This window comes from Streptomyces sp. NRRL S-31 (genome assembly GCF_000718775.1).
GTDB lineage: Bacteria > Actinomycetota > Actinomycetes > Streptomycetales > Streptomycetaceae > Streptomyces.
Genome location: NZ_JOCB01000016.1, coordinates 69,279 through 91,814, shown reverse-complemented (window position 1 = coordinate 91,814; position 22,536 = coordinate 69,279). Strand labels below are relative to the sequence as shown.

Annotated in this window: 15 protein-coding genes; 3 read left to right on the top strand and 12 right to left on the bottom strand. The window is 70.3% G+C overall.

The window, feature by feature from the left end; all coding sequences use genetic code 11:
• Nucleotides 1-1,339: 1,339 nt before the first annotated feature.
• The 7 genes from IF37_RS0109535 to IF37_RS0109500 all read right to left on the bottom strand — a co-directional run bounded on the left by IF37_RS0109535 (nucleotide 1,340) and on the right by IF37_RS0109500 (nucleotide 14,853).
• Nucleotides 1,340-2,689 (bottom strand): ricin-type beta-trefoil lectin domain protein, encoded by a 1,350-nt coding sequence (locus tag IF37_RS0109535; protein ID WP_030739241.1) that lies wholly within the window; start codon nucleotides 2,687-2,689, stop codon nucleotides 1,340-1,342.
• A gap of 71 nt (nucleotides 2,690-2,760) precedes the next feature.
• Nucleotides 2,761-4,743 (bottom strand): alpha-L-fucosidase, encoded by a 1,983-nt coding sequence (locus IF37_RS0109530; RefSeq protein ID WP_030739239.1) that lies wholly within the window; start codon nucleotides 4,741-4,743, stop codon nucleotides 2,761-2,763.
• Nucleotides 4,744-4,811: 68 nt separating this feature from the next.
• On the bottom strand, nucleotides 4,812-7,220 hold the full coding sequence (locus IF37_RS0109525; protein WP_030739237.1) for a ricin-type beta-trefoil lectin domain protein: 2,409 nt from the start codon (nucleotides 7,218-7,220) through the stop codon (nucleotides 4,812-4,814).
• A gap of 447 nt (nucleotides 7,221-7,667) precedes the next feature.
• A complete protein-coding gene (locus IF37_RS0109520; protein ID WP_030739234.1) occupies nucleotides 7,668-9,206 on the bottom strand; it encodes an arabinofuranosidase catalytic domain-containing protein in 1,539 nt (512 codons plus the stop codon).
• 185 nt (nucleotides 9,207-9,391) lie between these two features.
• The gene (locus IF37_RS0109515) at nucleotides 9,392-10,996 is read right to left on the bottom strand and encodes a ricin-type beta-trefoil lectin domain protein (RefSeq protein WP_106981740.1); all 1,605 of its coding nucleotides are present in this window, start codon (nucleotides 10,994-10,996) and stop codon (nucleotides 9,392-9,394) included.
• Nucleotides 10,997-11,302: 306 nt separating this feature from the next.
• A complete protein-coding gene (locus IF37_RS41810) occupies nucleotides 11,303-11,599 on the bottom strand; it encodes an RICIN domain-containing protein (protein WP_106981738.1) in 297 nt (98 codons plus the stop codon).
• A 2,006-nt stretch (nucleotides 11,600-13,605) separates the two neighbouring features.
• Nucleotides 13,606-14,853 carry a cytochrome P450 gene (locus IF37_RS0109500; RefSeq protein WP_052845061.1) on the bottom strand — a complete coding sequence of 416 codons (1,248 nt, stop codon included), beginning with the start codon at nucleotides 14,851-14,853 and terminating at the stop codon, nucleotides 13,606-13,608.
• Nucleotides 14,854-15,228: 375 nt separating this feature from the next.
• On the opposite strand from IF37_RS0109500, the gene IF37_RS41800 reads away from it, so the two are divergent.
• Nucleotides 15,229-15,441 carry an aldehyde dehydrogenase family protein gene (locus IF37_RS41800; RefSeq protein WP_367647057.1) on the top strand — a complete coding sequence of 71 codons (213 nt, stop codon included), beginning with the start codon at nucleotides 15,229-15,231 and terminating at the stop codon, nucleotides 15,439-15,441.
• A gap of 40 nt (nucleotides 15,442-15,481) precedes the next feature.
• On the opposite strand, the gene IF37_RS0109495 is transcribed toward IF37_RS41800, so the two are convergent.
• A complete protein-coding gene (locus tag IF37_RS0109495) occupies nucleotides 15,482-16,327 on the bottom strand; it encodes an EamA family transporter (protein ID WP_030739227.1) in 846 nt (281 codons plus the stop codon).
• A gap of 368 nt (nucleotides 16,328-16,695) precedes the next feature.
• On the bottom strand, nucleotides 16,696-17,208 hold the full coding sequence (locus IF37_RS0109490; protein WP_030739224.1) for a transcriptional regulator: 513 nt from the start codon (nucleotides 17,206-17,208) through the stop codon (nucleotides 16,696-16,698).
• A gap of 115 nt (nucleotides 17,209-17,323) precedes the next feature.
• On the opposite strand from IF37_RS0109490, the gene IF37_RS0109485 reads away from it, so the two are divergent.
• A complete protein-coding gene (locus tag IF37_RS0109485; protein WP_030739221.1) occupies nucleotides 17,324-18,574 on the top strand; it encodes an MFS transporter in 1,251 nt (416 codons plus the stop codon).
• Between the two features lie 143 nt (nucleotides 18,575-18,717).
• Here the strand turns inward: IF37_RS0109485 and IF37_RS0109480 are convergent, their stop codons facing one another.
• A complete protein-coding gene (locus IF37_RS0109480) occupies nucleotides 18,718-19,275 on the bottom strand; it encodes a DUF3291 domain-containing protein (protein ID WP_030739216.1) in 558 nt (185 codons plus the stop codon).
• A gap of 422 nt (nucleotides 19,276-19,697) precedes the next feature.
• Between IF37_RS0109480 and IF37_RS0109475 the strand changes: the two genes are divergently transcribed.
• Nucleotides 19,698-20,435: a hypothetical protein gene (locus tag IF37_RS0109475; RefSeq protein ID WP_030739213.1), complete on the top strand. Its 738-nt coding sequence runs from the start codon at nucleotides 19,698-19,700 to the stop codon at nucleotides 20,433-20,435.
• A gap of 254 nt (nucleotides 20,436-20,689) precedes the next feature.
• On the opposite strand, the gene IF37_RS0109470 is transcribed toward IF37_RS0109475, so the two are convergent.
• Together IF37_RS0109470 and IF37_RS0109465 are read right to left on the bottom strand one after the other, a co-directional pair.
• Complete coding sequence (locus IF37_RS0109470) at nucleotides 20,690-21,634, bottom strand: SDR family oxidoreductase (protein WP_030739210.1); 945 nt, start codon at nucleotides 21,632-21,634, stop codon at nucleotides 20,690-20,692.
• Nucleotides 21,635-22,058: 424 nt separating this feature from the next.
• The gene (locus IF37_RS0109465; RefSeq protein ID WP_030739207.1) at nucleotides 22,059-22,499 is read right to left on the bottom strand and encodes a VOC family protein; all 441 of its coding nucleotides are present in this window, start codon (nucleotides 22,497-22,499) and stop codon (nucleotides 22,059-22,061) included.
• Nucleotides 22,500-22,536 lie beyond the last annotated feature (37 nt).

The following is a 22,536-nucleotide window of genomic DNA, read 5'->3' as shown; positions in this document are numbered from 1 at the left end:
CTCACGGACAAGCAGGCCGACGACATCATGTCGAAGCTGGAGGCCCGGGGCGGTGGCCGGCGCCCACACCCGGATCCCCGAAAACAGCACCCCGCACGGGTCCGAGCAGCGCTTCGCGGACGGATGGCCGTCGCGGCCCGCGACGTCACCGGCCACCTTGCTGCGCACCGCCGACACCACTGCCACCGTCCAGCGCGGGCGCGCCGCCTCTCCTGCCCTGCTGCTCGCCCACCTTCAGCAGCCGGCCTCCCCCGCCCCTCACCAGGCACCGGCTCCGGCCCCGGCGGCCGCGGCACTCGACGGAGAGGACGTCCTGGCGGCCGCGGAACGCTTCCCGTGGGCCCTGACCGCGCCGGTCCAGCGGCGCCTCTCACCGCCGCCGGAAGGTGAAGAGATTCGCTGCGCGCATCACCGGCCGCTCTCCGCAGGCCGAGACGAGCATGGTGAGCGGACGGGTGAGCGCCCTCAACCCCGTCCCGGGCCGCCCGGCCCGGTGCCGGGAGATGGTGTCGTCCTGATATCGGACATGTCGCCTCGTGGAGATACGTGTGCCATGCCGACGTTAATGACCGAGTGGACATTAGTGAGCTGCGGATCGCCCTACCCAACATGCCGGCCTGCACCGCGACACTCGGCACCGGCAGTCTCGGCGCGGCCCTGGTCCACGGCACCATCCCGGCAGCCTCCCCCCTCGTGTGGCCGCTCGTAGTCCTCGCCCTCGGCGCGATGGCGTACGACGTCGGGCTCCGTGCCCCGCCCCCCGCACCAGCCGACCGCGCTGCCGGACGGCAGCGAGATCCGTCTCGGCCTGGGTGAGTGCAGCCCGCCCCCGCATCTTCGCGCCCTGGCCTGGCGCTCGCGATGCTGGGCCTTGACCACGTTGCGCCCGGCCCAGTTCCTGCCGGGCACACATGGCCGCCGGTGGAGAAGGAGGGGAAGCGTCCCGTCTTGTGCGGCGCCGTCGTGGAGATCACGGTCGACGGCGAGGCGGAGCCGGTGCCGGTGAAGCTGGGAATGTGGCTTCCGAACACCAAGTCGAGGCGGAGCAGCGCGCCGTCCTCGCCGCGCCGGGCATGGAATGGGCGGGCGCGGTGCCGGCCGTCGAGGCCGCCCCGTAGCCGCCCGCCCCGCCGGTGGTGCCAACGACGCGGCCGGCGCGGGGTGTCTCTTTGGTGCGCTGCCGTGCCGCTTCTTGGCAACGTACACAGGCGTATTGCTGCGCACCGGCGACTTCCGCGCCGAACAGCATCAGCCGCGGGCAACCGGCTCCAAACGATGTGAGGTCGCGATGCCTGGCCCGGGGCCAGGTTGGAGCGGTGCCGTGCCTGGTCCCGGTGTGTCAGTTCTGCAAGCGCCAGTGCTGGTTCGTACCGCCCGTGCAGTTCCACAGCTGGATCTTCGTCCCGTTGGCGGTCCCCTGGCCGTTGGCATCCAGGCAGAGCCCCGAGCGCACCGCTGTGATCGTGCCGTCGGAATTGATGTTCCATTGCTGGTCTGTCTGTCCGTTGCAGTCCCAGATCGCCGCCGGGGTGCCGTTGGCCGCTGCCTGGCCGGCACCCAGGCACTTGTTGCCGTAGACGACCAGTTGCTTTCCGGAGGTGTAGGTCCACCTTTGGTTGGAGCCGCCGTTGCAGTCCCACAGTTGTGCCTGCGTGCCGGTGGTCGTGGCGGAGTTGTCGATGTCGAGGCAGCGCCCTGACTGCTGGCCGACGATCTCCTGGTTGCCCGCGGACGGCGACGGGTTCGAGTCGAACTGTGTGAAGAACTGCCACACCACTGCCGATGTCCAGGTGTGCCAGCCATCTCCGGTGGAACCGTCGATGGGGCCGGGGTCGTGGCCCGCTCCGTCGAACGCTGCCCAGACGACGGGGTATCCCGACCGGCAGCCGGAGTAGGCGGTGATGATGTGCGTCAGGCTGCCGTAGGCGGGCTCGGGCGGGTTCTGCGGGGTGCAGCCGTTGTTCCGGACGAAGGTGTCGCGCAGTTGCCGTCCCGACGCGATGGGCAGCACGTTGTCCCTGATGCCGTGCAGGCCCATGTAGGCGATGGGCTGGGTGCCGCCGTCGCATCCGCTGAGGTTCGCGCCGGAGTAGACCGCGACGGCGCGGAAGACCGTGGCCCGGGAGCAGGCGAGGGCGTACGACATCGCACCGCCGTAGCTGAAGCCGGCGGAGTACAACTGCGCGGTGTCCACGCACAGGCCCGCTTCGATCTGGCTGACCATGGCATCGACGAAGGCCACGTCCTGGCCGCCGGGGTTGGCCCAGCCGTTGCCGTTGCCCTGGGGGGCGACGAAGATGGTGCTGTTGTTCGTGTCGGCCAGGCGCCGCAGGCCGTAATAGGACCAGTTGTACCCGTCCGTTCCGCCTGAGTCCACGTCGTTGGCCGTGCCGCCCCGCCAGTGGAATCCGAAGATCAGCCGGTAGGGGTGGTTGTTGTCGTAGCCGGCGGGGACCCGCAGGATGTAACTGCGGGTCTGGCCGCCGCTCTGGATGGTGTGGGTGCCGCTCGTCAGCGTCGGGGCCTTGCCGCAGCCGGCGGTCGCCCGGACGGTGCCGGCGGTCGCCCGGACGGTGCCGGCGGTCGCCCGGACGGTGCCGGTGGTGGCCGGCCCGGTCGCTGCGCGGGCGCTGCCGAACGAGGTGCCCGCGGCCGACAGGACGAGGAGTATCGCAGCCGCGATCGACATGAAGAGTGGTTTGCGTTTCATGCATTCCTTCTTCGATGGGTGGGGGGCAGGGGACGTCGGTGGCCGGCGTTTCAGGTGCCGGCGATGGTCCATTCGTTGTTGGTGCTGGAGTTCGGCGTCCACATCACCGTGGTGGAGCCGGCCGTGGTGCTGCCGCTGCCGTCGAGTGCGGTGCCGGTTCCGCGGTTGACGATCTGGTAGCGGTTGCCGCCGAGGCTGTTGAGCGACCACTGCTGGTTGTCGCCGCCGTTCCACGCCGCCTGGCGGGCGGAAGCGCCGTTGGCGGAGTCGCCCCAACTGTCGGTGGCCATGCCGTTGGCTCGGTTCATGATGCGGTAGTAGCCGTTGCCGAGGTCGATCAGCTGCCACTGCAGGTTGGCGCTTCCGTCGTAGTTCCACTGCTTGAGGTTGGAGCCGGAGGCCACGGTGCCCCCGCTGTCGAGCACCAGCCCGCTGGTCACGTTGGCGATCTTCACCCAGGTGGTCGAGCCGCCCGGTCCGCCCAGTGGGGGGATCCGGCCGGAGAAGGTGAGCTTGACCGTGTAGGCCAGGGCGCTGAACGGCGGGTTGGCCGAGGGCATGGTGAGGTGCAGGCCGGATGCGTCCTGGACGGGTGCCGGCAGGTCGGTGTAACTGCCGGCGGCGTTGTTCAGCAGTTGGGCGCTCGTCAGGGTGCTGAGGTTGAACTGGTTGGAGTTCAGGGTCGTGATGGTCATGGTGCCGCCCTGCCAGCCCAGCGCGGTGGCGTAGAGGATCTTGTCGTCCTGGCTGCGGGTGAACCGGACGTCCTTGGCGGTGCCGGCCACCGGTCCGCTGAACGAGCCCCCGCCCATCCTGGTGGGGCCCTCGCCGTAGCTGGTCCAGGAGCGGGTGGAGTAGACCGCCTCCCCGAAGCGGCCGAGCCAGTCGCCCATGCCGAGCAGGATGGACTGCTGTGCGGAGGGGATGACACCGGCGGCCGTGGGTGCGATGTTCAGCAGCATGTTCCCGCCCTTGCTGACCCGGTCGATCAGCGAGTGGAGCAGGGCCCGCGTCGAGTAGTAGCCGATGCCCGTGGTGTAGCACCAGCTGGAGGAGGAGATGCTGTCGTCGGTCAGCCAGTAGGGGGTGAGCAGCCCGGCCGGGCCGCCGCGTTCGAAGTCGTAGACCTCGCCCTTGTCGTTGAGGCCGTCCTTGTAGGTCGCGACGACGTCCTTGTTCCAGGAGACGGCCTGGTTGTAGTAGTGCGCGAGGAACTGGAGGCGGTAGGACTCCTGCACCGGGCCCAGGTCGAAGTCCTGCCAGATCAGGTCGGGCTGGTAGCCGTCGATGATCTCGACCAGCTTGTCGAACCAGAGTTTGTTCTCCGCTGCCGAGCCCTGCTGGCCGTAGAGCATGCGCAGCGTCGCGTCCGACTGGGGCGGCACGTGGTCGTAGTAGCCGTTGAAGTGGTAGGCGTGGTGCAGCGAGGCCATGAACTTCAGCCCCTGCCCGCGGATGGATTGCGCGTGCAGTCCCACCAGGTCGAGTCGTGGGCCGTGCTGGATCGAGTTCCACGGGTTGGCGCGGCTGTTCCACATGGAGAAGCCGTCGTGGTGTTCGGCGACGGGGCCGGCGAACCTGGCGCCCGCGGACTTGAACAGCCGGGCCCAGGCGTCCGGGTCGAAGTCGCCTCCCTTGGAGACCAGTTCGGGGGCGAACCGCACGTAGTTGCCGGCCTTGTCGCGGGCACCGTCGATGAAGTTGTGGTACGGCCATACCGAGGGGTCGCCGTAGGTGGCGATGTGGTGCCTGTTCTCGTTCGAGCCGCCGATGTACATGTTGCGCGGGTACCACTCGTTGCCGAACGCGGGGACGCTGAAGACGCCCCAGTGGTAGTAGATGCCGAACTTGGCGTCCTGGAACCAGGCCGGGGCCGGGGGGTGCCGGTCCACGGACGGCCAGCTCGCGGTGTAGTTGCCGGGACCGTCGGTCGCGGCAGCTTCGGGGGCGAACCGCAGCAGGCCGAAGGCCGTGGCCGCGCCGGCCGCCGCCAGCAGCCGACGGCGGCTGACCGGTGGGGAGGAGGAAGACATGTGGAGGCCTCTCGGGGGTGGTCGACTGGGGTGGTGCGGGAGCCGGTGGTCGTCGGCCGGTCACCGGATCAGTCGCGCGTCCACTGCTGGTTTCTGTTGCCGTTGCAGGTCCACAGCTGGAGGAGGGTGCCGTTGGCCGTTCCCCCGCCGGTGGCGTCCAGGCACAGGCCGGACTGGTCGCCGGTGATCGTGCCGTCGGCGTGGAGCGTCCACTTCTGGTTGCTGCCGCCGTTGCAGTCCCAGATGTCCACCTTGGTTCCGGGGCTGGTGCCCTGGCCCGCGGCGTCCAGGCAGGCGCTTCCGTAGACCCGCAACTCACCGGCCGAGGTGTTCGTCCACTGCTGGTTGGTGCCTCCGTTGCAGTCCCAGAGTTCCACCTGGGTGCCGGCCGTCTGCGACTGGTTCGGCACGTCCACGCACCGGCCGGACGCGGCTCCGACGATCGCGCCTGTCGTGCCGCCGTCGTTCCCACCGCTGCCGGGGGTGATGGACAGGTTGTCGAACTGCGCCGTCTCACCCTGGCTGGTCGCGTAGCCGGTCTGCCCGCCGGCCCAGGTGCGGTCGTTCACGGAACCGACCGTGGCACCGTCGATGACGGCGGTGATGGCGGTGCCGGAGAAGGTGAGGGCCAGGGAGTGCCACCGGTTGGTGCCCAGGGCCGTGGTCGTGCCACGGGCCAGGGTGGTGATGTTGCCGTTGGTGTTCGAGTTCAGGACCGACCAGGCTCCGGTGTCGCTCACCCGCAGGTGGTAGGCGTTCAGTCCTCCGGTACTGCTGTAGTCCTGTGCGCCCGCACGGCCGATCAGTTCCGCGTATCCGGGCTGTTCGAGCATCACGTCCGACGAGACGGTGTAATTGCTCCAGCTCACGTCACCGAGCAGGGCGTGCGGATCGGACAGCGCGTCCCAGGTGATCGGCTTCTGCGGGCTCATCTGGCGCACGCACCTGCCACTGCGGCCGCCGCCACAGCCCACCTCCTCGAAGGCGCCCTGCCAGTCCATGAGGTACCTGGCCTCGGTGCCGGTGGCATAGCCGTCGAAGGAGTCGGTGTAGGGCAGCTTCAGCGTGCCCTGGGCGGGACCGGTGGCGGTGCCCTTGCTCTGGCCGGTCGTGGTGGTCAGGGTGTACACGCGGCCCGGCTGGACGGTGAGGCTGAAGCCGCTGCCGGACGGGGTGATGTCCGCGGTGTGCGCGAAGTAGTCGGCCGGGTTGCCGGAGGTGACGTCGGTCGACCAGACGTGGACGGTCTTGGTGGACAGTCCCCCGGTGACGTTGAAGTTCAGCGTCTGGGCGCTTCCTGCGTCCATCGTCTCGACGACCGTGGAGTAGTCGGAGCCGTTGGTGGACTTCAGCGAGACGTAGCTGCCGTTGTTCCGGTTGCCGCCGATGTAGCCGCTGGAGGCGTCGAGGTAGTGCCAGCCCGGGGCGGTGAACTGGCTGGTCTGCGCCATCACCCAGGCGTTCTTGCCGATCGCGTAGTGGCCGGACCAGGGCTGCGGGGCCAGGACGAGCCCCATGGTGGGGTACGGCAGGTTGGGCGTGACCGAGGCGACCACCGGCCAGTTGAGGTACGCGGTCATCCGGCCGTCGATGTATCCGCGGTTGATGCCGCGGGCCATGGCCTGCGCTCCCCCGTTGTAGTCGTCCGAGCCGTTCTCGCTGGCCCACAGCGTCTTCCCGGATGAAGTGGCGGCCGACGGCACCGAGCAGTTGGACTGGGACGACCGGTAGCCGCAGGGGTAGTGCGTGCCGATGACGCTCACCGCGGAGGCGAACGCCGGGTTGGAGTTGATGTCGTTCGCCACTGACCAGTCCGAGTCGGCCGCGACGATCTTGACGTTGCCGTAGCCGTTGCTGTCGAGCGCGCTCCGCAGTTGCTCGTACCAGGAGATGTTGTAGCCCCGCTCGTTCCACCCGCCGAGGTAGTCGATGTTCAGCCCGTGCTGCTTGGCGCAGCCCAGCCACGAGAGCAGGTAGTCGACCATATCGGTGGACCAGAAGTTCCCGCCGCCGATCCAGCCGGGTGCGCCCCAGGCGAGCCCGTTCAGTTTGATGTCCGGGTTGCGGGCCTTGGCCTGTTCCATCAGCCACCATTCGTAGCCCCGGTCGCAGTTGAGGTCGGACCGGGTGTGCTGGTGACTCGGCTCGGACCCTGAGGTGGAGTTGGTGTCCCCGCCGATCTCCGTCTTGAGGATCTGCACGGAGGCGCCGTAGCCGGGCTTGAACAGGTAGTCCAGGATCTGTCCGCGCTGGGGCTCGGGGTAGTCGATCAGGAGTCTGCTGTTGCCGCCCCCGCCGCTGATGGCGCCGACGCCGTCGAAGGTCCGGCCGCCGGAGGCGCCGTTGATCGTGATGGAGGTGGCGGCCTGGGCCGGGGCGGCGGTCGTGGCGACGATGCCGCCGGCGGTCAGGAGCAGGCCCGCGAGTACGGCCGTCAAGACGCGCAGGCGCCGGAACGACCGGCTTAATGCTGACACGGTGGAGTCCTTTCACAGGTGGGAGGTGTCCCGTGCGGGGGCCCGGTCACAGGGCCCGATGGCTGTGCGGTCGTCCGTTACCGGCCGGCTGCGGGCCGCCCCCGCTCTTGATCAGCGCTCCGGCCGGGTTCGGGGTGACGCGGCACGCCCGGTCGCCGTGCATCGCGTGGGTGTGCCCCCTCGCCCACGCCGGCCCGACGTGCGTCGCGCAGGTGTGCCCCCTCGCGCACGCCGGCCGACGTGCGTCGCGCAGGTGTGTCCCCTCGCCCGCGTCGGCCGACGGTCTGCGTGCCGATTCCTACTCGTCCTCATCCGGTCCTCCTGTGCGGTCCGTCGCTGCGGCGTGTGTGAGGGGCGGGACGGGTCCCGCGCGTGGGCGGTGCGGTGACCGCGCCGGGGCGGGGGTCGCGTGCCGCCCCGGCCGGCTGCTGCGGATCCTTCAAGGGGTCAGCTCAGGGACCATTTCTGGTTGGACTGGCCGTTGCAGGTCCACAGTTGGACGGGGGTGCCGTTGGCGGTGGCGGCGCCGGTCACGTCCAGGCACAGGCCCGACTGGGCACTGGTGACGGTGCCGTCCGCGTTGACGTTCCACTGCTGGTTGGACTGGCCGTTGCAGGACCAGGTGATGACCTTGGTGCCGGGACTGGTGCCCTGACCGGAGGCGTCCAGGCACAGGCGGCTGCTGCCGGAGTACACGGTGAGGTCCCGGGCGTTGGTCTGGGACCAGGTCTGGTTCGCCGCGCTGGTGCAGTCCCGGATCTGGGTCTGCGTACCCGCCGTCGTGGACGAACCCGGCACCTCCAGACACCTGCCCGCACCCACGGCGCGCAGCGCACCCGTCTTGGTACCGCCGCCCGACCCGTAACCGGCCGCGGTGATGGCGGCCTGCACGGCGTTCTCGGTGGCGTCGGAGGGGTAGCCCGCCGTCATCGCGCCCTCGAAGAACTCGCCCGAGCCCGAGACACTGTTGTCTCCGCCGGTGCCGAGCAGCACCGAACTGTCGAGCTTCATCGGCGAGTAGCCGTTCGGCAGCGGGCCGGAGAACGTGGTGGTCAGGCCGCCGCCGGCGCCGTTGCCGTATTTGAGGGTGAAATTGCTCGTGCCGTTGTTCTTCAGCCACGCGCTGACGAACGGGTAGTGCACACCGGTGTTGTCGGGATCCTTGTTGGAGCCGGTGTTGGTGTGGTACATCCCGTTCTCCAGGTCGGCCTCGACCCATGGACCGCTGCCGGTGCACCCGCCGAACCAGCAGGCGTTGCCCCAGTAGAGGGCGTTCATGGTGGCGTTGCCCGTGTCGGTGTGGGAGTTCTCGCCGCTGCCGTAGTCGAAGCAGCACCACTGGTTCGTGTAGTCCGACGACGTCACCATGTAGATGCCCTCGGGCTGGGCTCCGGTGGCCACGCCGTTCGCGTGGTCGATCCGGTAGCCGACACCGGGCTTGACCTTGACACCGAAGACCTGGTGACCACCCGCGGTCACCGGCAGGGCCATGGCGTCGGCCCCGACGTCGGCTCCGTTGGGACCGGGCCCCTTCCAGTAGCCGCCCCAGGAGATCGGCAGGTCGTTGTGTTTGGTGGTCTGGTCGTAGATCTTCGTGATCGTGCACGACGTGCCCGAGCAGAAGGAGACCTGGGACGCCGCGTCGGCGTAACCGCCCGCGCTCATCACTTGGATGTCGCGGTAGCTGTGATCGGAGGACCTCTGGATCTGGTACAGCGGCCCGTTGTACGACGCGAAGAGCGCCCTGGTGGTGGAGTGCGCCGTCACGCACGGCGTACCGCCCGCGGCGTAGAGGTCACACGGCAGCGACGCGTCGGCCGCGATGGCCTTCGCTGAGTGGACTGCCGAATGGGCGGTGGTGGCCGTGCCGGTCCGCGAGGACGCGGCGAACGCCGTGGTACCGAACGCGGCCACGACCATCGCCAGGGCGACGAGGAGCGTGGCTTTCCATCGCCTTGGCCAGCGGTCGACGGCTGATCCGGTCATGAGACCTCCTTTGTGACGGTGCCGCCCCACGGCGGCGCCGTAGCTGTCTGCGGCCAGTGCCGTAGCTGTCTGATGTCAGTGCCGTAGCTGTCTGTGGCCAGTGCGGAGGCACCCCGGTTGTGCGCGGCCGGCAGGCACGCGGCAGGCAGATCGGACGGGGCTCGGCCGAGGCGTGCGGGGGGAACTCATGCCAGCGTCCACCGCTGGCTGCTGCCGCCATTGCAAGTCGACAGCTGGACGAGGCTTCCGTCGCTGACGGCCCCTCCGGTGACGTCCAGACACAGGCCGGACTGGACGCCGGTGATCGTGCCGTCGGCGTTCAGCGTCCACTGCTGGTTGGTCTGGCCGTTGCAGGTCCAGATCTCCGCCTTTGTCCCCGGTGTGGTCTGGTTGTCGTAGGCGTCCAGACACCTCTGACTGCTGCCCGAGTAGACGGTGAGCTGGTTGGAGGCGGAACGCGTCCAGATCTGGTTGGCACCGCCGTTGCAGCTCCAGATCTCCACCTGGGTGCCGGCGGTCGTGGTCGAGTTCGGGACATCCAGGCACTTGCCCGACCCCAGCCCGTGCAGCTCACCGGTCACAGTGGTGCCGCCGCCGCTGCTCGTGCCGCCCGCGACCCGGTACATCACCGTGCCGTGCGCGGGCACCGAGGCGCTGATCGTCCCCGAGGTCGTCGAGGACGCCCCCGACCACAGGTCGGTCAGGGTGTAGGAGGACGCCCCGGTCTTGCCGATCGCGGCCGCGCTGGTGGTGATGGTCGCCGTCGAGCCCGTCTCGTTGAACAGCGCCACCGACACGTCCCCGTTCGCCAGCGGCTTGGCCAGGACGTCCAGGCCGCCCGAGGAGAAGACCATGACGCCCTGCCTGCCCAGCGGGTCCTGGTCGACCGCGATCACGCGGGAGTTGGTCAGGGTGGCCAGGGTGTCCCTGCTGGCCGAGGGGATGTCGGTGCCCGCGATCAGCGGCGCGGCCATCTCCGCCCACAGACTGAACTCGCTCCGGCTCTCGGTGGCCGTCAGCGAACCGTTGCCGACCTCCAGCATGTCCGGGTCGTTCCAGTGGCCAGGGCCGGCGTAGGAGGCGAGCCCCACGTTGCTGTGGAAGATGGAGAGCATGCTGGAGAAGCTCGCGTTGATGTCACCGGTGGTGCGCCAGCTGTTGCCCACGCCCGCGCCCCAGGTCCACACGTTCTCCTGGCCCCAGTTGCACAGACTGAACAGGATGGGCCGGCCGGTGGCCGCCAGGGCGTCGCGCATCGCGGTGTACCGGGTACGAGCGGGCGCCCCGGTGTTGTTGCAGTTGTCGTACTTCAGGTAGTCCACGCCCCAAGAGGCGAACGTCTGGGCGTCCGTGGTCTCGTGGCCCAGGCTGCCCGGGTACCCGGCACAGGTCGCGGTGCCCGCGTCCTCGTAGATCCCCAGCTTGAGCCCGAGCGAGTGCACGTAGTCCGCGGTGCCCTTGATGCCGTCGGGGAACTTGGCCGGGTCCGGCACCAGGCGGCCGCCGGAATCGCGGCTGTGGGTCATCCAGCAGTCGTCTATGTTGACGTACGAGTAGCCCGCCGCCTGCATGCCGTTGGTGTGCATGGCCTGGGCGGTGGACTTGATCAGCGACTCGGAGACGTCGCATCCGTACGCGTTCCAGTCGTTGAAACCCATCTGCGGCGTCAACGCCAGCCCGTTGCCCAGCGCGGTCGCGGGCTGCGCCGTCTCCAGGGCGAGGAGGGGGGCGGCCACGGCGAGCAGGACGACCGTGAACGTGAGCGCCAGGATCCTGCGCAAGGACGTCAGTGGCCTCAGCGGGGACGGCGTTCGCGGTCGCCCGGACCTCTCGGTGGTCATGGACATGGTTCATCGCTCCTGGGGTCGAGTACCGGAGAACACATGCACGGCAGTGGGTGGGCTCGCGGCGGCGGCCCCCGGCCAGGCGGGGAGGGCGCCGCCCCCTGAGCCTGTGAGGACGAGCTCGGCGGCAGCCGGCCGCGACGATGTCGGCCCGCACCGCGTCGCCGGTCGCGTCGGAGGGGGAGCCGGCGAGGATCGCTCCTTCGGTTCTCTGAAGCCAGCCGTGGGCAGGAGCGCGCGGCGCCGATCGCATCACGCGACGTTCCAGTGCCGGTTGGCGCCGTCGTCGGAGTCCCGGATCTGAACGAGGGCTCCGTTGGCACTCCGCCCTGCGGGAGCCTCCAGGGCTCGGCCGGAAGCGATGGTGGCCAGGGTGGAGGTTCCGTCGCCGTTCCGGTTGGCCCGCCGGTGCTGGTTCGCTCCACTGTTGGCATCGCAGGTCTCCATCCACGTGCCGTTCGCCGTCTGTCCGCCCGCCTCGTCCGGAACCCGCCCACTGGCGCTGTTCGTCAGCGTGTACGAGCTGTCGCCGTTCTGACCCGCCCGCAACTGCGGATGTACGCCGCCGTGGGAATGCCGGCGGAACGGTCCTCCCCTGGTCGCCGCCGTTGCACATCCGGATCTCCACCGCCGCGCCGTTGGCCGTACCGGAGCCCGTCACATCCCGTCGCGCCGTCGGAGCGCACCGGCCACTGCCGGTGCGCAGCGCCGCCCCAGGTCCTGGTCCGGGTCCAGGTCCAGGTCCAGGTCCAGGTCCAGGTCGGCAACCGGATACCGGCCGTGGTGGCGCGGTCCGTAGCGTCCAGGCCCTTGCTTCCGTACCCGGTCAACCGGTTGCCGTCCCGCTCCCCGGCGGCACCCCGCACCAGGACGGCCGGGTGCAGACGCGGAACGGTGCCTGGCTCTGACCTGCACTCCCAAAAAGCTTGATGCAGCCATGACATTTGCATGGTGCGTGCTCCTTACGACTCGGCCGCTACGGCGGGCGGCCCGGAGGTGCGCTGCTGGTAAGCGGAGCAACCCCGATCCGTTCGGAATGTCGAACACATGTCGGAGTATCGAGCAAGGTGGATAATAGGGAACCAGCGAACGGCGTCAATACCCGCAACACAATTCGGCAATCGTCTCGAAACAATCGGCGCACCGGTGACGGCACGGCGCCGTAGACCAAACGGCCAAACAGCCTGGCAGGGCTGCGCGGAAAGGCACCCCTCCGCAGCGGAACGGCGCCGGTTCCACGGACGGCAAGGACACAGCCGGTCGCCGCTCCGGGCACTCGACTTCGACCCTGGATTTACGAAGAGCATCCGAAATTTCGAGACGTCAGAGGGAGCAAGTCCTCCCACCCGGGACCCAGACTCACAAGGTCCGCGGCCCGGTCGGCGGCGGGTGCCGTCGGTGTGGCTGTGGGTCCGGACCGCCGCGGCCCACCAGGCGTCGTGGGCCGGGGTGAACTTCCCAGCGGAACCGGCCTGGTTGAGAGCAGTCGCGCCGGGAAAGGCGCCCGGCTTGCGGATCAGGACCTCCAGGTAGTGATCCAGCTCCAGCCGACAGCTGGCTTTGGCGATCAGCCGCTCATGCCAGGCCACCTCGACGTTCCTGTCGTAGACCATCAGGTGAGAGGCGTGCAGCAGCACCCGGACCTGCTTGCCGATCAGGCAGACCGGCACCGAGTAGCGGTTAATACGGACTGCGAAATGGCCGTAGGGGGTCGACCTGCGGATTGAACACCCGCCCCGTCTCGAACGGATCCTCCGGCAGCTGCAGCAGACGCGGGCGCTCGTCCTCGGAGTACTCGTCGATCGTTTGGGCCCTGGACCCGATCCGACGCCGCCCATCGTGCCGGTCCCACTACTCGACCAGCTCGTTCAGCTCCGCCAGCGACTCGACCTCCGGAACCGGGCGGCGCGCTGGGCTCACCGCCACCGGGCCCGCCGAGCTCACCCTGTCCCAGCCACGACGACACGCCAAGCCCGGACGGCACGGACGCCCGATGACCGGTCGCCCGACCGCTCCCTCCGGTGCCCTTAATCCCGCAGCGCCCGCCTCCAGCGGCTCCGGCACGCCCGTGTCCCCGCAGCCCGCCGAACCGCCCTCCGCCATCCCGCTGGGTCCCGTACTGCGGAGACGCCCGTACCGGCCGACCGCTCTCGCCGCGGATTCACCCGTCCGCCCGCCGGAGTCCCCGCCGGTGCCAGACAAGCTTTCGCCCTGCCTCATACCGGAATCGTCGCTCCTGTCGAAGGGCTTGTCCGTCCGGGCATCGAAGGCGTCACACCATGTACCGGCCGGCGATGGCGGTGCCTGACTGCTGCGGAACGGAGTCGAGTCGCCCAACACCCTTGAGGCGCGGGGTCTCGACGCCTCGCGCCAAGCAACTGGTGATCGATGCGCTCCGCAACGCCCACAGCCCCTTTGCCTGGTTCATCAGCCTCGACCCGTTCTTGGCCGAACTCGCGGGCAGTAGGGAGCCGTTGTAGAACGCCCGACCACCTGCCGGGCAGGACCGCCCGGCAGGTGGTCGGGCGTTCCGCCGGCTCGCACGCGGGTGCCGGTCAGTGAGCCGCGGGCCGCAGGCGTACCGGGAGGGTCTGGTGGCCATTGCTGATCAGCGAGGGGTACGGCAGCAAGTCCGCTGGCGGCACCGCGAGTTCGATGAGCGGGAAACGGTCGAAGAGCAGGCGCAGGGCGGTGATGACCTCCATGCGGGCGAGGGGTGCGCCGAGGCAGAAGTGGACGCCGTGACCGAAGGCGAGGTGGTCCTTGGAGGCCCTGGTCGGGTCGAAGACGTCGGCGGTCGGCCCGTGCCAGTCCGGGTGCCGGTTGGCGGCGCCGTAGGAGGCCAGGACGGCTTCGCCGCGGGCGATGACCTGCCCGTCGGGCAGCGGGATGTCCGTGAGGGCGTAGCGCAGCGGGAGGTGTTTGGCGGCGGGTTCGTGCCGCAGTGTCTCCTCGACGACGTCCGTCCAGGTCACCCGGCCGGCCCGGAGGTGGGCCAGGTGTGCGGGGTCGGTGAGCAGGGCGGTGACGGCCTGGTCGATGACGTTGACGGTGGTCTCGTAGCCGGCGCTGATCATCAGCAGCAGGGTGTCGCGTAGTTCGGTGTCCGACAGAGCGGCCCCGTCGCCCTCCTCGTCGCGGGCGGTGAGGAGCAGGCTCGTCATGTCGTCGCCGGGAGTGTGGCGCTTGGTGGCGATGAGCCGGTCGAGGGCCGCGTAGAGTGCGGCGGTGTTGGCCTCGGTCTGCTCGGTGGTGAGGGTGGTGGTGAAGACGCCGTCGATCAGCGTGCGGAAGCCCTGGCGCTGGTCGTGGGGTACGCCCATGAGGTCGCCGATCACGGCGACCGGGAGCGGGCGGGCGAGGTGTTCGCGCAGGTCGACAGGCGCGGTGGGGGGCAGGGAGTCGAGCCGGTCGAGGAGCGATGCGACCGTCTCCTCGACGGTGGGGCGCATGGCCTCGACGCGGCGGGCGCTGAAGGCGGGCGCGACCATGCGGCGCAGCCTGCGGTGGTCGGGGCCGTATGCCGTGAACATGGTCCGGGCCGCCACCCAGAGGGCGAGCGGCCAGGTGGCGACGGTCTCGGCGAAGGCCGGCCAGTGCGCGGCGGCGTCCTTGGAGATGTCCGGACTGGTCAGCAAGCGTTTCAGGAGGGTGGGATCGGTGACGGCCCAGGCGGTCACGCCGAGGACGTCCACGCGGGTGGCCGGGCCCCGGGAGCGCAGGGCCCGGTCTTCGGCGTGGTGGTCGGAGCCGGTGGGATCGAGGACGAACGCCGGCTGGTACACCGGCTGATGCTCGGTCACGAGTGCGGCCTCCTTCGGCGGGCGGCGGGGTACCGGGGCCACGACGGGAGGGTGCCGGATGCTCGCGCGTGATCGTGTCCGGGTGCCCGTGCATCGCCGTGCCCGTGTCGCGTCCCAGCGGATGGCTACCCTGCCATCCGCCCGGAGCAATCCACCCTTGGGTGGATGGAAACAGGACAATCCATTCGTGGTGTCGGCGTACGGCGGTCACCCCATGCCGGTGGGCGGCGGGGCGGGCAGCCGGTTCCGCGGTCCCGTCCCGCCTGCACCTGGTGCGTCCCGACGTCGTGATGGAGGTCGCCGTCGACGTCGCCCGGGACAGCGCAGGGCGGTGGGGACATTCCGTCCGGCCGCGAGGCGCGCACGGACGTCTGCGTGAGGCGGGTGCCGCTGGCCTCGTCGGTGTGGACGCGGGACCATCGCCGTGTCGTGTCCGTGGCCCGGCACATCGGCGCCGGCGTCGTCCGGATCAACTGTCACATGACCACGGCCGCCGAGATGCCCAACGGCGGCTGCGACGAGTCGGGTACGGCAAGGACCTGTCGGCGTACGGGCTGGAGGACTCCACGCGCGGCAAGCACGTCATGACGTACACCGGCACCTGAGGTGACCGGTGCGACCGGCGTGTTCAGCGCAGGGCGATGAGCGCGATGGCGGCGGCCGCGCACACCAGTCCGGCGGCCTGCCACCGCGTCAGCCGCTCGTGCAGGAAGACCAGTGCGAGCAGCACCGGGATGGCCGGATAGAGCGCCGACAGCACGGTGGCCACGGCCATCAGCTGGTGCCGGGTGGCGGCCAGGTACAGGATGATCGCGACCGTGCCGACCGCGCCGGCCGCGGCGGCCACCGCCGTCGGCCGGCCGGGCATCGTCACCGGGGCCCGGTAGGGGACGAGTACGGCGGCGATGACCAGCACGGAGGCGACCCGGCTGATGACCACGGGCCCCAGGCCGCTGCCCGCGCCCACCTGAGCCATCGCCAGGAACTGCACCCCGAAACCGGCGCTCGCGGCCAGCGCGGCCGGCACGCCCGCCGGCCCCGGCGGGGCCCCGCCGGGGCCGGATCCCGATGCCTGGGAGACGAGCCAGAGCGCGGGCACGGCCACCGCGATGCCGACCCAGGCGACAGCGGACGGCCGTTCGCCCAGCAGGGCCACCCCCGCCAGGACGGGGAGAACGACGGCGCCCACGTCACTCACCGGGACGACGACGCTCATCTGCCCCTGGGACATCGCCCGGTAGAGGAAGGCGACCCCCACGCCCGTGCCGACGCCCGAGAGCGCCCCGAACCCGTAGTCACCCGCCGTCGCCGGGCCGCCGACGGACGACAGGGCCGCCACCAGCGCGACCGCGGTCCCGGCGAGCTGTGCGTACAGGGCCACGGTGATGCCGTCGATCCGGCGGGAGACGAGTCCGTTCGCGAAGTGGGTCACTCCGAAGCAGAGCGCGGAGGCCAGCGCCAGCGTCTCACCCACGGACCCTCCCCGCGGGCGGCTGCGGACTCTTACCGGGCGGGACGGCATCGGCGCGCGAACACATACCGAGCGCCTTACCCGGGATCCTCACGATGATGGCACCCGGCTGACCGACCGCCGCCCGGCCCCGCCCCGGCCTCGATGAAGGACGTGCCTCGCCCTCGGCGGTCTTGGCTGTGCCGTTGAGGTGTGCTGCGACAGTAGGCGGGCATCTCCCCCTCCCCCGGTTGTCTGGTCCGGGGTCCGGGGCACAGTCGGCGCACCGGGGTCGGTTCGAACGGTACGTCGAGGTGGTGACCCGCGCCGTCGAAGAGCGCCACGAGCCGCCACGCGAGTGGCAGGGGCCGGGCACATAACCACCGCGGTGACTATGTGCCCGGCTCTGTCCGCAAGGGGAACGCCAGCACGCTGACGCCCAGGGGCATGGTGCCCGGTGTGTGCGGTGGCCGTGCGGCCTCGTGGAGTTCAGCGGCCAGCTCGGCGAGACGCCGCCGGACGTCCTGCCAGGTTCCGGGATCAACCCACAGTTCGGCGTCGACGGTCACGCCCTCGCTCGAGTTCAGCCGTCGGCCTGCACGTTCGCGAAGGGTGTGCGCCATGGTCTCGGCCAGCAACGGGGTCCCGTCCTGCTGGTCGGACAGGGGTGTGCCGTGGACGGCGCGGTAACGACGTTCACGGCCGCCGCGGCGCATGCGTTCCTCCGCCAGCTCGACCAGGCCCACCGCGTCCAGGCGCCGCAGGTGCTGGCTGGCCAGCGCATGCGAGATGTCCAGCTCACGGGCGAGCTCGGCGGCCGACATCGGCCCCGGCCAGAGGAGGCTGAGCATCCTTAGTCGCACGGGGTGGGCGAGCGCGCGCAGCACGGGGTCGCTATCAGTCACGCCAGCCAGTAAAGCGCATGGGGGGCGGTGACACCCACTACCCCCAAGCAATTGATTGGGGGTAGGTTGAGCGCGATCACGGATGGATGCGATCGGGTGACGAGGGGGATGGGACATGGGCGGACACACGCGCAAGGTCTTACGGGACCGCAACGCCGGCCTGTATCTCGGCGGAGTGATCGTCTCCGGCTTCGGTGACTCGGCCCTGGCACTGGCTGCCGGGATCTGGGTCAAGACGCTCACCGGCTCCGACAGCCTCGCCGCGCTCATCGGATTCTGCGTATGGATGCCGACCATGGCGGGCCCCGTGATCGGCACGCTGGCGGACCGGGTGCGCCGCCGCCCGCTCCTGGTGGCCACCAATCTCGTCCTGGCCGCGGTGATGACGGCGCCGTTGGCCCTGCGCTCCGCCGAGGACGTCTGGCTGCTGTTCGCCGCTCTCACCCTGGTCGGAGTGGGCGTGGTGCTCACGGACGCGGCTGAGACGGCGCTGGTCGCCGCCGCTGTGCCGGCCGAGCTGCGCGGCGACTTCAACGGCCTGGTCCGTACCGCGATCGAGAGCATGAAGCTCCTCGCTCCGCTGGCCGGCGCGGGGCTGTTCGCGGCCTGCGGCGGACCTGCGGTGGCGTTGCTGGACACGGTCACCTTCGTCCTGGCCGCAGTCGCCTTCAGCCTCGTCCGGGTCCGCGAACCGGCTCCCGTTCCCCGTTCCGGCAGGACGTGGACCGCCGAGACCGCGGAGGGTGCCCGCCACCTGTGGCGGCACCCGGTACTGCGCCCGCTGGTCGCCGCCGGCGCGGTGGCCATGGTGCTGTCCGGCCTGAACAGCACGGCCGTGTACGCGCTGCTCGATACCGGGCTTCACCGGTCCGCGTCCTTCGCGGGAGTCCTCACCCCGCTCCAGGGACTCGGTTCGGTCGTCGGCGGACTGGCGGCCGGTGCGTTGATGCGCCGCATGCCCGAACGCACCTTCGCGGCGGCCGGACTGGCGCTCTTCGCGGCCGGCGTGCTCGCGCGGGCGACCCCTTGGCTGCCCGCGGTGCTCGGCGGCAGTGTGGCGATCGGCGTGGGCCTGCCCTGCCCGCTGATCGCGGCGCTGACAGCCGTACAGAGGGAAACCCCGTCCGAACTGCTCGGCCGGGTCGCGGCGACGGCCAACACCTTGATCTACGCGCCCACCGGACTCGCCCTGCTCCTGGGCGCGGGAATGGTGGCCGGCCTCGACTACCGGATCCAGCTCGCCGCCGCCGGCATGTCCGGCTTGGCCGCCGCGGCCGTACTCGCCGTCACCGGCCGCACCGTGCGCACAACGGCACCGGCAGGCACACGCCCGACGCCCGGGACGCGGGGAAGCGATGCCGTGTAGGCCTCGTATGGACAGGGCCGCACCCTCTTCGGCTTCTTCCGGCGGCCGGCCCGTGATGTGGAGTGAAGCATCGGTCGTGAGCGCCTTCGCGGTGCGGCGGCTCATCGTCCGCGGTAGCGAACCCGGTCGTCCGGGCTTCCCTGTCAGCGAGCCTGGTCGCTCTTCGGCTCGGTGTCTTTGACCCTGGCCGGAGTTCCCTCCGGGGTGAAGGAGTGGTGGAAGGTGAAGGCGTGCGGCGCGGAGCCGTGGTGGTGGAGGTGTTCCAGCCTGGAAACGCCGTCCTGCCAGGTGGGTATCACGCCGTCGGAGACCCACCAGATCACGTGATTCGGGTGCTCCGTCCTCTCGAACCAGTCGTAACGCCTGTTCAGCGCCTCACGGTGCAGACCGGTGTAGACGGCGTCGAAGGCGGGGCGCAGGTCGGTCCAGAGTGAGAGGGTCGCGGCCAGGGCGGTGGTTTCCACCGTACGGCCCTTGTCGTACCAGGTCGGTACGGCGAACTCTCCCCATACGCCCCAGTCCGCCTCGAAGAGCACGCCCCGGTCGCCGTCCGCCGCTTCGGCACGCGCGACGTACCCGGGGTGCTGACTGATCTTCCGGTAGACGGACTCACCCCTGGCGTAGAACTCGCGCGTGAGAGGTGTGGGATCGGCGAGAGGTGACTTCAGTACGCCGAACGTGTACAGCGCCAGACGGGGCATGCATCTCTCCCTGGTCGCGGGTGCCTGGTGTGGACCCGGTTCGGTGGCTTGCGCCCGGGGGCGGGAATCCTGGGGCGTGATCGACTCATCCCGTCGCGGGTGGCTCAGCCTTGAGGAACTCCCGTGCGACCGTGGGCGATCGCCGAAGACGAGGTGAAGGTAGCTGCCTTGGCGGGCCATGTCGAAGTTGCGTTTTCGCTGTCCAAGTGGCCTCCACGCGCCGGAACTCCCGCTTCGGCGGACGGACTCGAATCCGCTTGGCCGGCCACCGCGACCACTGCTACCTTTTCGGAGGCCGTGCCGGAGAACGAGGAGGTGGTACCCGTGAACGCAGTATCGACATGGGTGCTCCTCCCCGGGGTCACGGTCGGGCGATAGGTCGTCCGGGAGCGCCGTTCGTGAGCACTCCGAAAGGCACGACCATGTACTTCACATCCGAGCGGCATCTCGACGACGGTGTCCTCGAGCGCGGATTCACCCTCGGGGAGATTCCCGGCATCCTGTGGACTCCCGCGTCCGCGCCGGCGCCGACGCCGCTGATCCTGATGGGCCACCCTCCCCTCGGACTGCACAAGATGTACTCCCGGCTGGCGGGGCGGGCCCGGTACTACACGGCGGAGTACGGCTTCGCCGCGGCCACCATCGAGCTTCCCGGGAGCGGTGACCGGCCCCGTTGGGCCGCTGTCGAACAGGCCCGCGCCGATCTTCGCGGCGCGATGGAGGCCGGGGAGCCGGTCGGCGACGAGATCGTCGACGCCCTTGTCCTCCCGCTGGTCGAGAAGGCGGTTCCGGAATGGCGGGCCACCCTGGACGCCCTCCTGTCACTGCCCGAGATCGGCGGTCCGGTCGGGTACGAGGGCGGAGTGATCTCCATCGGTATACGGCTGGCGGTGGTTGAGCCGCGCATCGTGGCCGCCGGATTCTTCGCCGGGAGTCTCGTGCCCGCCGCCATGTTCGACGAAGCCCGCCGGGTCACCATTCCGTTGCAGGTCCTGTTGCAGTGGGACGATGAGGGGAACGACCGGCAGGCGGCCCTGGACCTGTTCGACGCCTTCGGTTCCCAGGAGAAGACGCTGCATGCCAATCTGGGCGGGCACACCGGCGTCCCGCGGTTCGAGCTCGAGGCCGGAGCCCGGTTCTTCGCCCGGCACCTGACGTGAGGCCGGGGCAGCAGGCCACCGGCAGACGGTGAGCGTGTCGGCCAGATGGCTGGACGATGCGGGACTTTGACCTGGTGCCCCGGCGAAGTCCGTGACGTCGGCGTCGATCAGCCGGACATCGTCGGGTGCCGCCAGGTCGGTCGGTTCCGAGGAGTGTCGGAATCGAGCGCACGTGCTTGTCTGACGCACGGACGGGCCTGGCGGTGGGAGGGCATCGGTCATATACCGCGTACGGGAACCTCGGGCGTCCCGGGCTACCGGGGCGGAGCGGGCCGGCCGCGCGCGGCGGACGTGTACGCCTCCCAGTCGGCCTGCCCGCCCGCGCCCATGACTCCCGTGGCGGCCGCGAGATCGGCGGCGGGCGTGTGGCGCATCTCGCGGCGGGCGACGCGGGTGACCAGCGCGGGGAACATCGGCCGCAGCGGCTGGCACCACCGCAGCCAGGGCGGTGCGTAGATGTGGGCGGCGCGGTGTTCGACACCGGCGGCGAGCCAGTCGGCGACCTGCCCGGGCGTATGCATCCGGCGGGCGAACCGGGGCTGGTGGGCGCGCAGGGCGTGCAGCACCGGGTGGTCGTCGATGCCGGTGAGCATGTCGGTCCCGGTCCAGTGCAGGTAAGCGATGCCGACGGCGATCCCGTCGGGTTCGACCTCGCCGCGCAGCGCCTGGGCGAAGGACTCCGCGCCGGCCTTGGAAGCGCAGTAGGCGCTCATCATGGGGGCCGAGCCGAACGCCGCGGTGGAGGCGATCTGGAGGAAGTAGCCGTGCGCGCGGGCGAGTTGGGGCAGAAAGGCGCGGGCGGTGTTGGCTGAGCCGATCAGGTTGACGTCGATGACGCGACGCCATAGGCCGGCGTCGGTCAGCCGGAAGGGACCGCCGGCCGCGACGCCCGCGTTGGCGACGACCACGGACGCGATACCGAGCCGGTCCGCCACCTGCCGCGCGGCCTCGTCGAGTGCTTCCTGGTCGGTGACGTCGGCCTCGACGCACAGGCTCGGGGTGCCGAGCGAGGCTGCGGCGGCGCTCAGGGTCTGCGCCTCGCGTCCGAGCAGGGCGATGTGCATGCCGACGGCGGACAGGCGTCCGGCCAATGCTTCGCCGATGCCGCGGGCTGCTCCGGTGACGACGGCGACGCGGCCCCGCAGCAGCGAGTCGTGAGCTGCCGCGGCGCCGGGCCGCGTCCCTGCGGTGCTGTGCATGAGGGTCCCTCGCTCTCGGCCGTGCGCGGTCCGGGGATGGGCTGGGCGGTGTCGGCGGACGCCCGGCGTCGCTGACGCGCTGGTGGGGACGGGTACCCGGACGGCCTGCTCATACCCGCGCCTCACCGCCCTGCGTGCGCCATGGGCGGCACGGCGGGCAGGTCGGATCGCCGGCACCTGGCACACGCGTCACGCCACGATGTCATCACGCTGTCGGGGCTTGCGGCCGGCGGTGCCGGACCGTTCGGTGCGGCATCGGGGACATCCCGGCCCAGCGGCCACACCGCCGATACATGCGCGGAAAGTATCGCGGGTGTCACCGTGGGTGGCGCGAGGGGTTTGACGATGGGCGGCCTTGTCGTATGACAGGCCCGTCACCTGCCGTACGGAGGTTCACGCGGTCGCGGGGTCCGGTACCTCTGGCTCAGCGCAGCCGCTCGGCCAGTCCGACGATGATGCCCTCCGGGCCGCGGAGGTAGCAGAGCAGGTAGCTGTCCTCGAACCGGGCGATCTCGCCCACGAGTTCGGCTCCGTGAGGTCGCAGGCGGGCAACGGTGTCCTCGATGTCGTCGACGGCGAACATGACGCGGTGCGTGCCCAGGATGTTGTGCGGCCGGTTGCGCGGCCCGGCGGTGATCGGTGCGGGGCTGCGGTACTTCGCCAGCTCGAGCCGCCCGTGACCGTCCGGGGTCCGGAGCATCGCGATGTCACAGCGGACGCCGTCGAGTCCGGTGCACTGGTCGGCGAAGCGGCCCTCGATCTCGGCCCTGCCCTCCAGCTCCATCCCGAGTTCCACGAAGAACGCGATGGCGGCGTCCATGTCCTCGACGACGATCCCGATGTTGTCCATCCGCTGAATCGCCATGCTGGTTCCTCCGTCTTGCTCGCACGGCCGGTGGTGG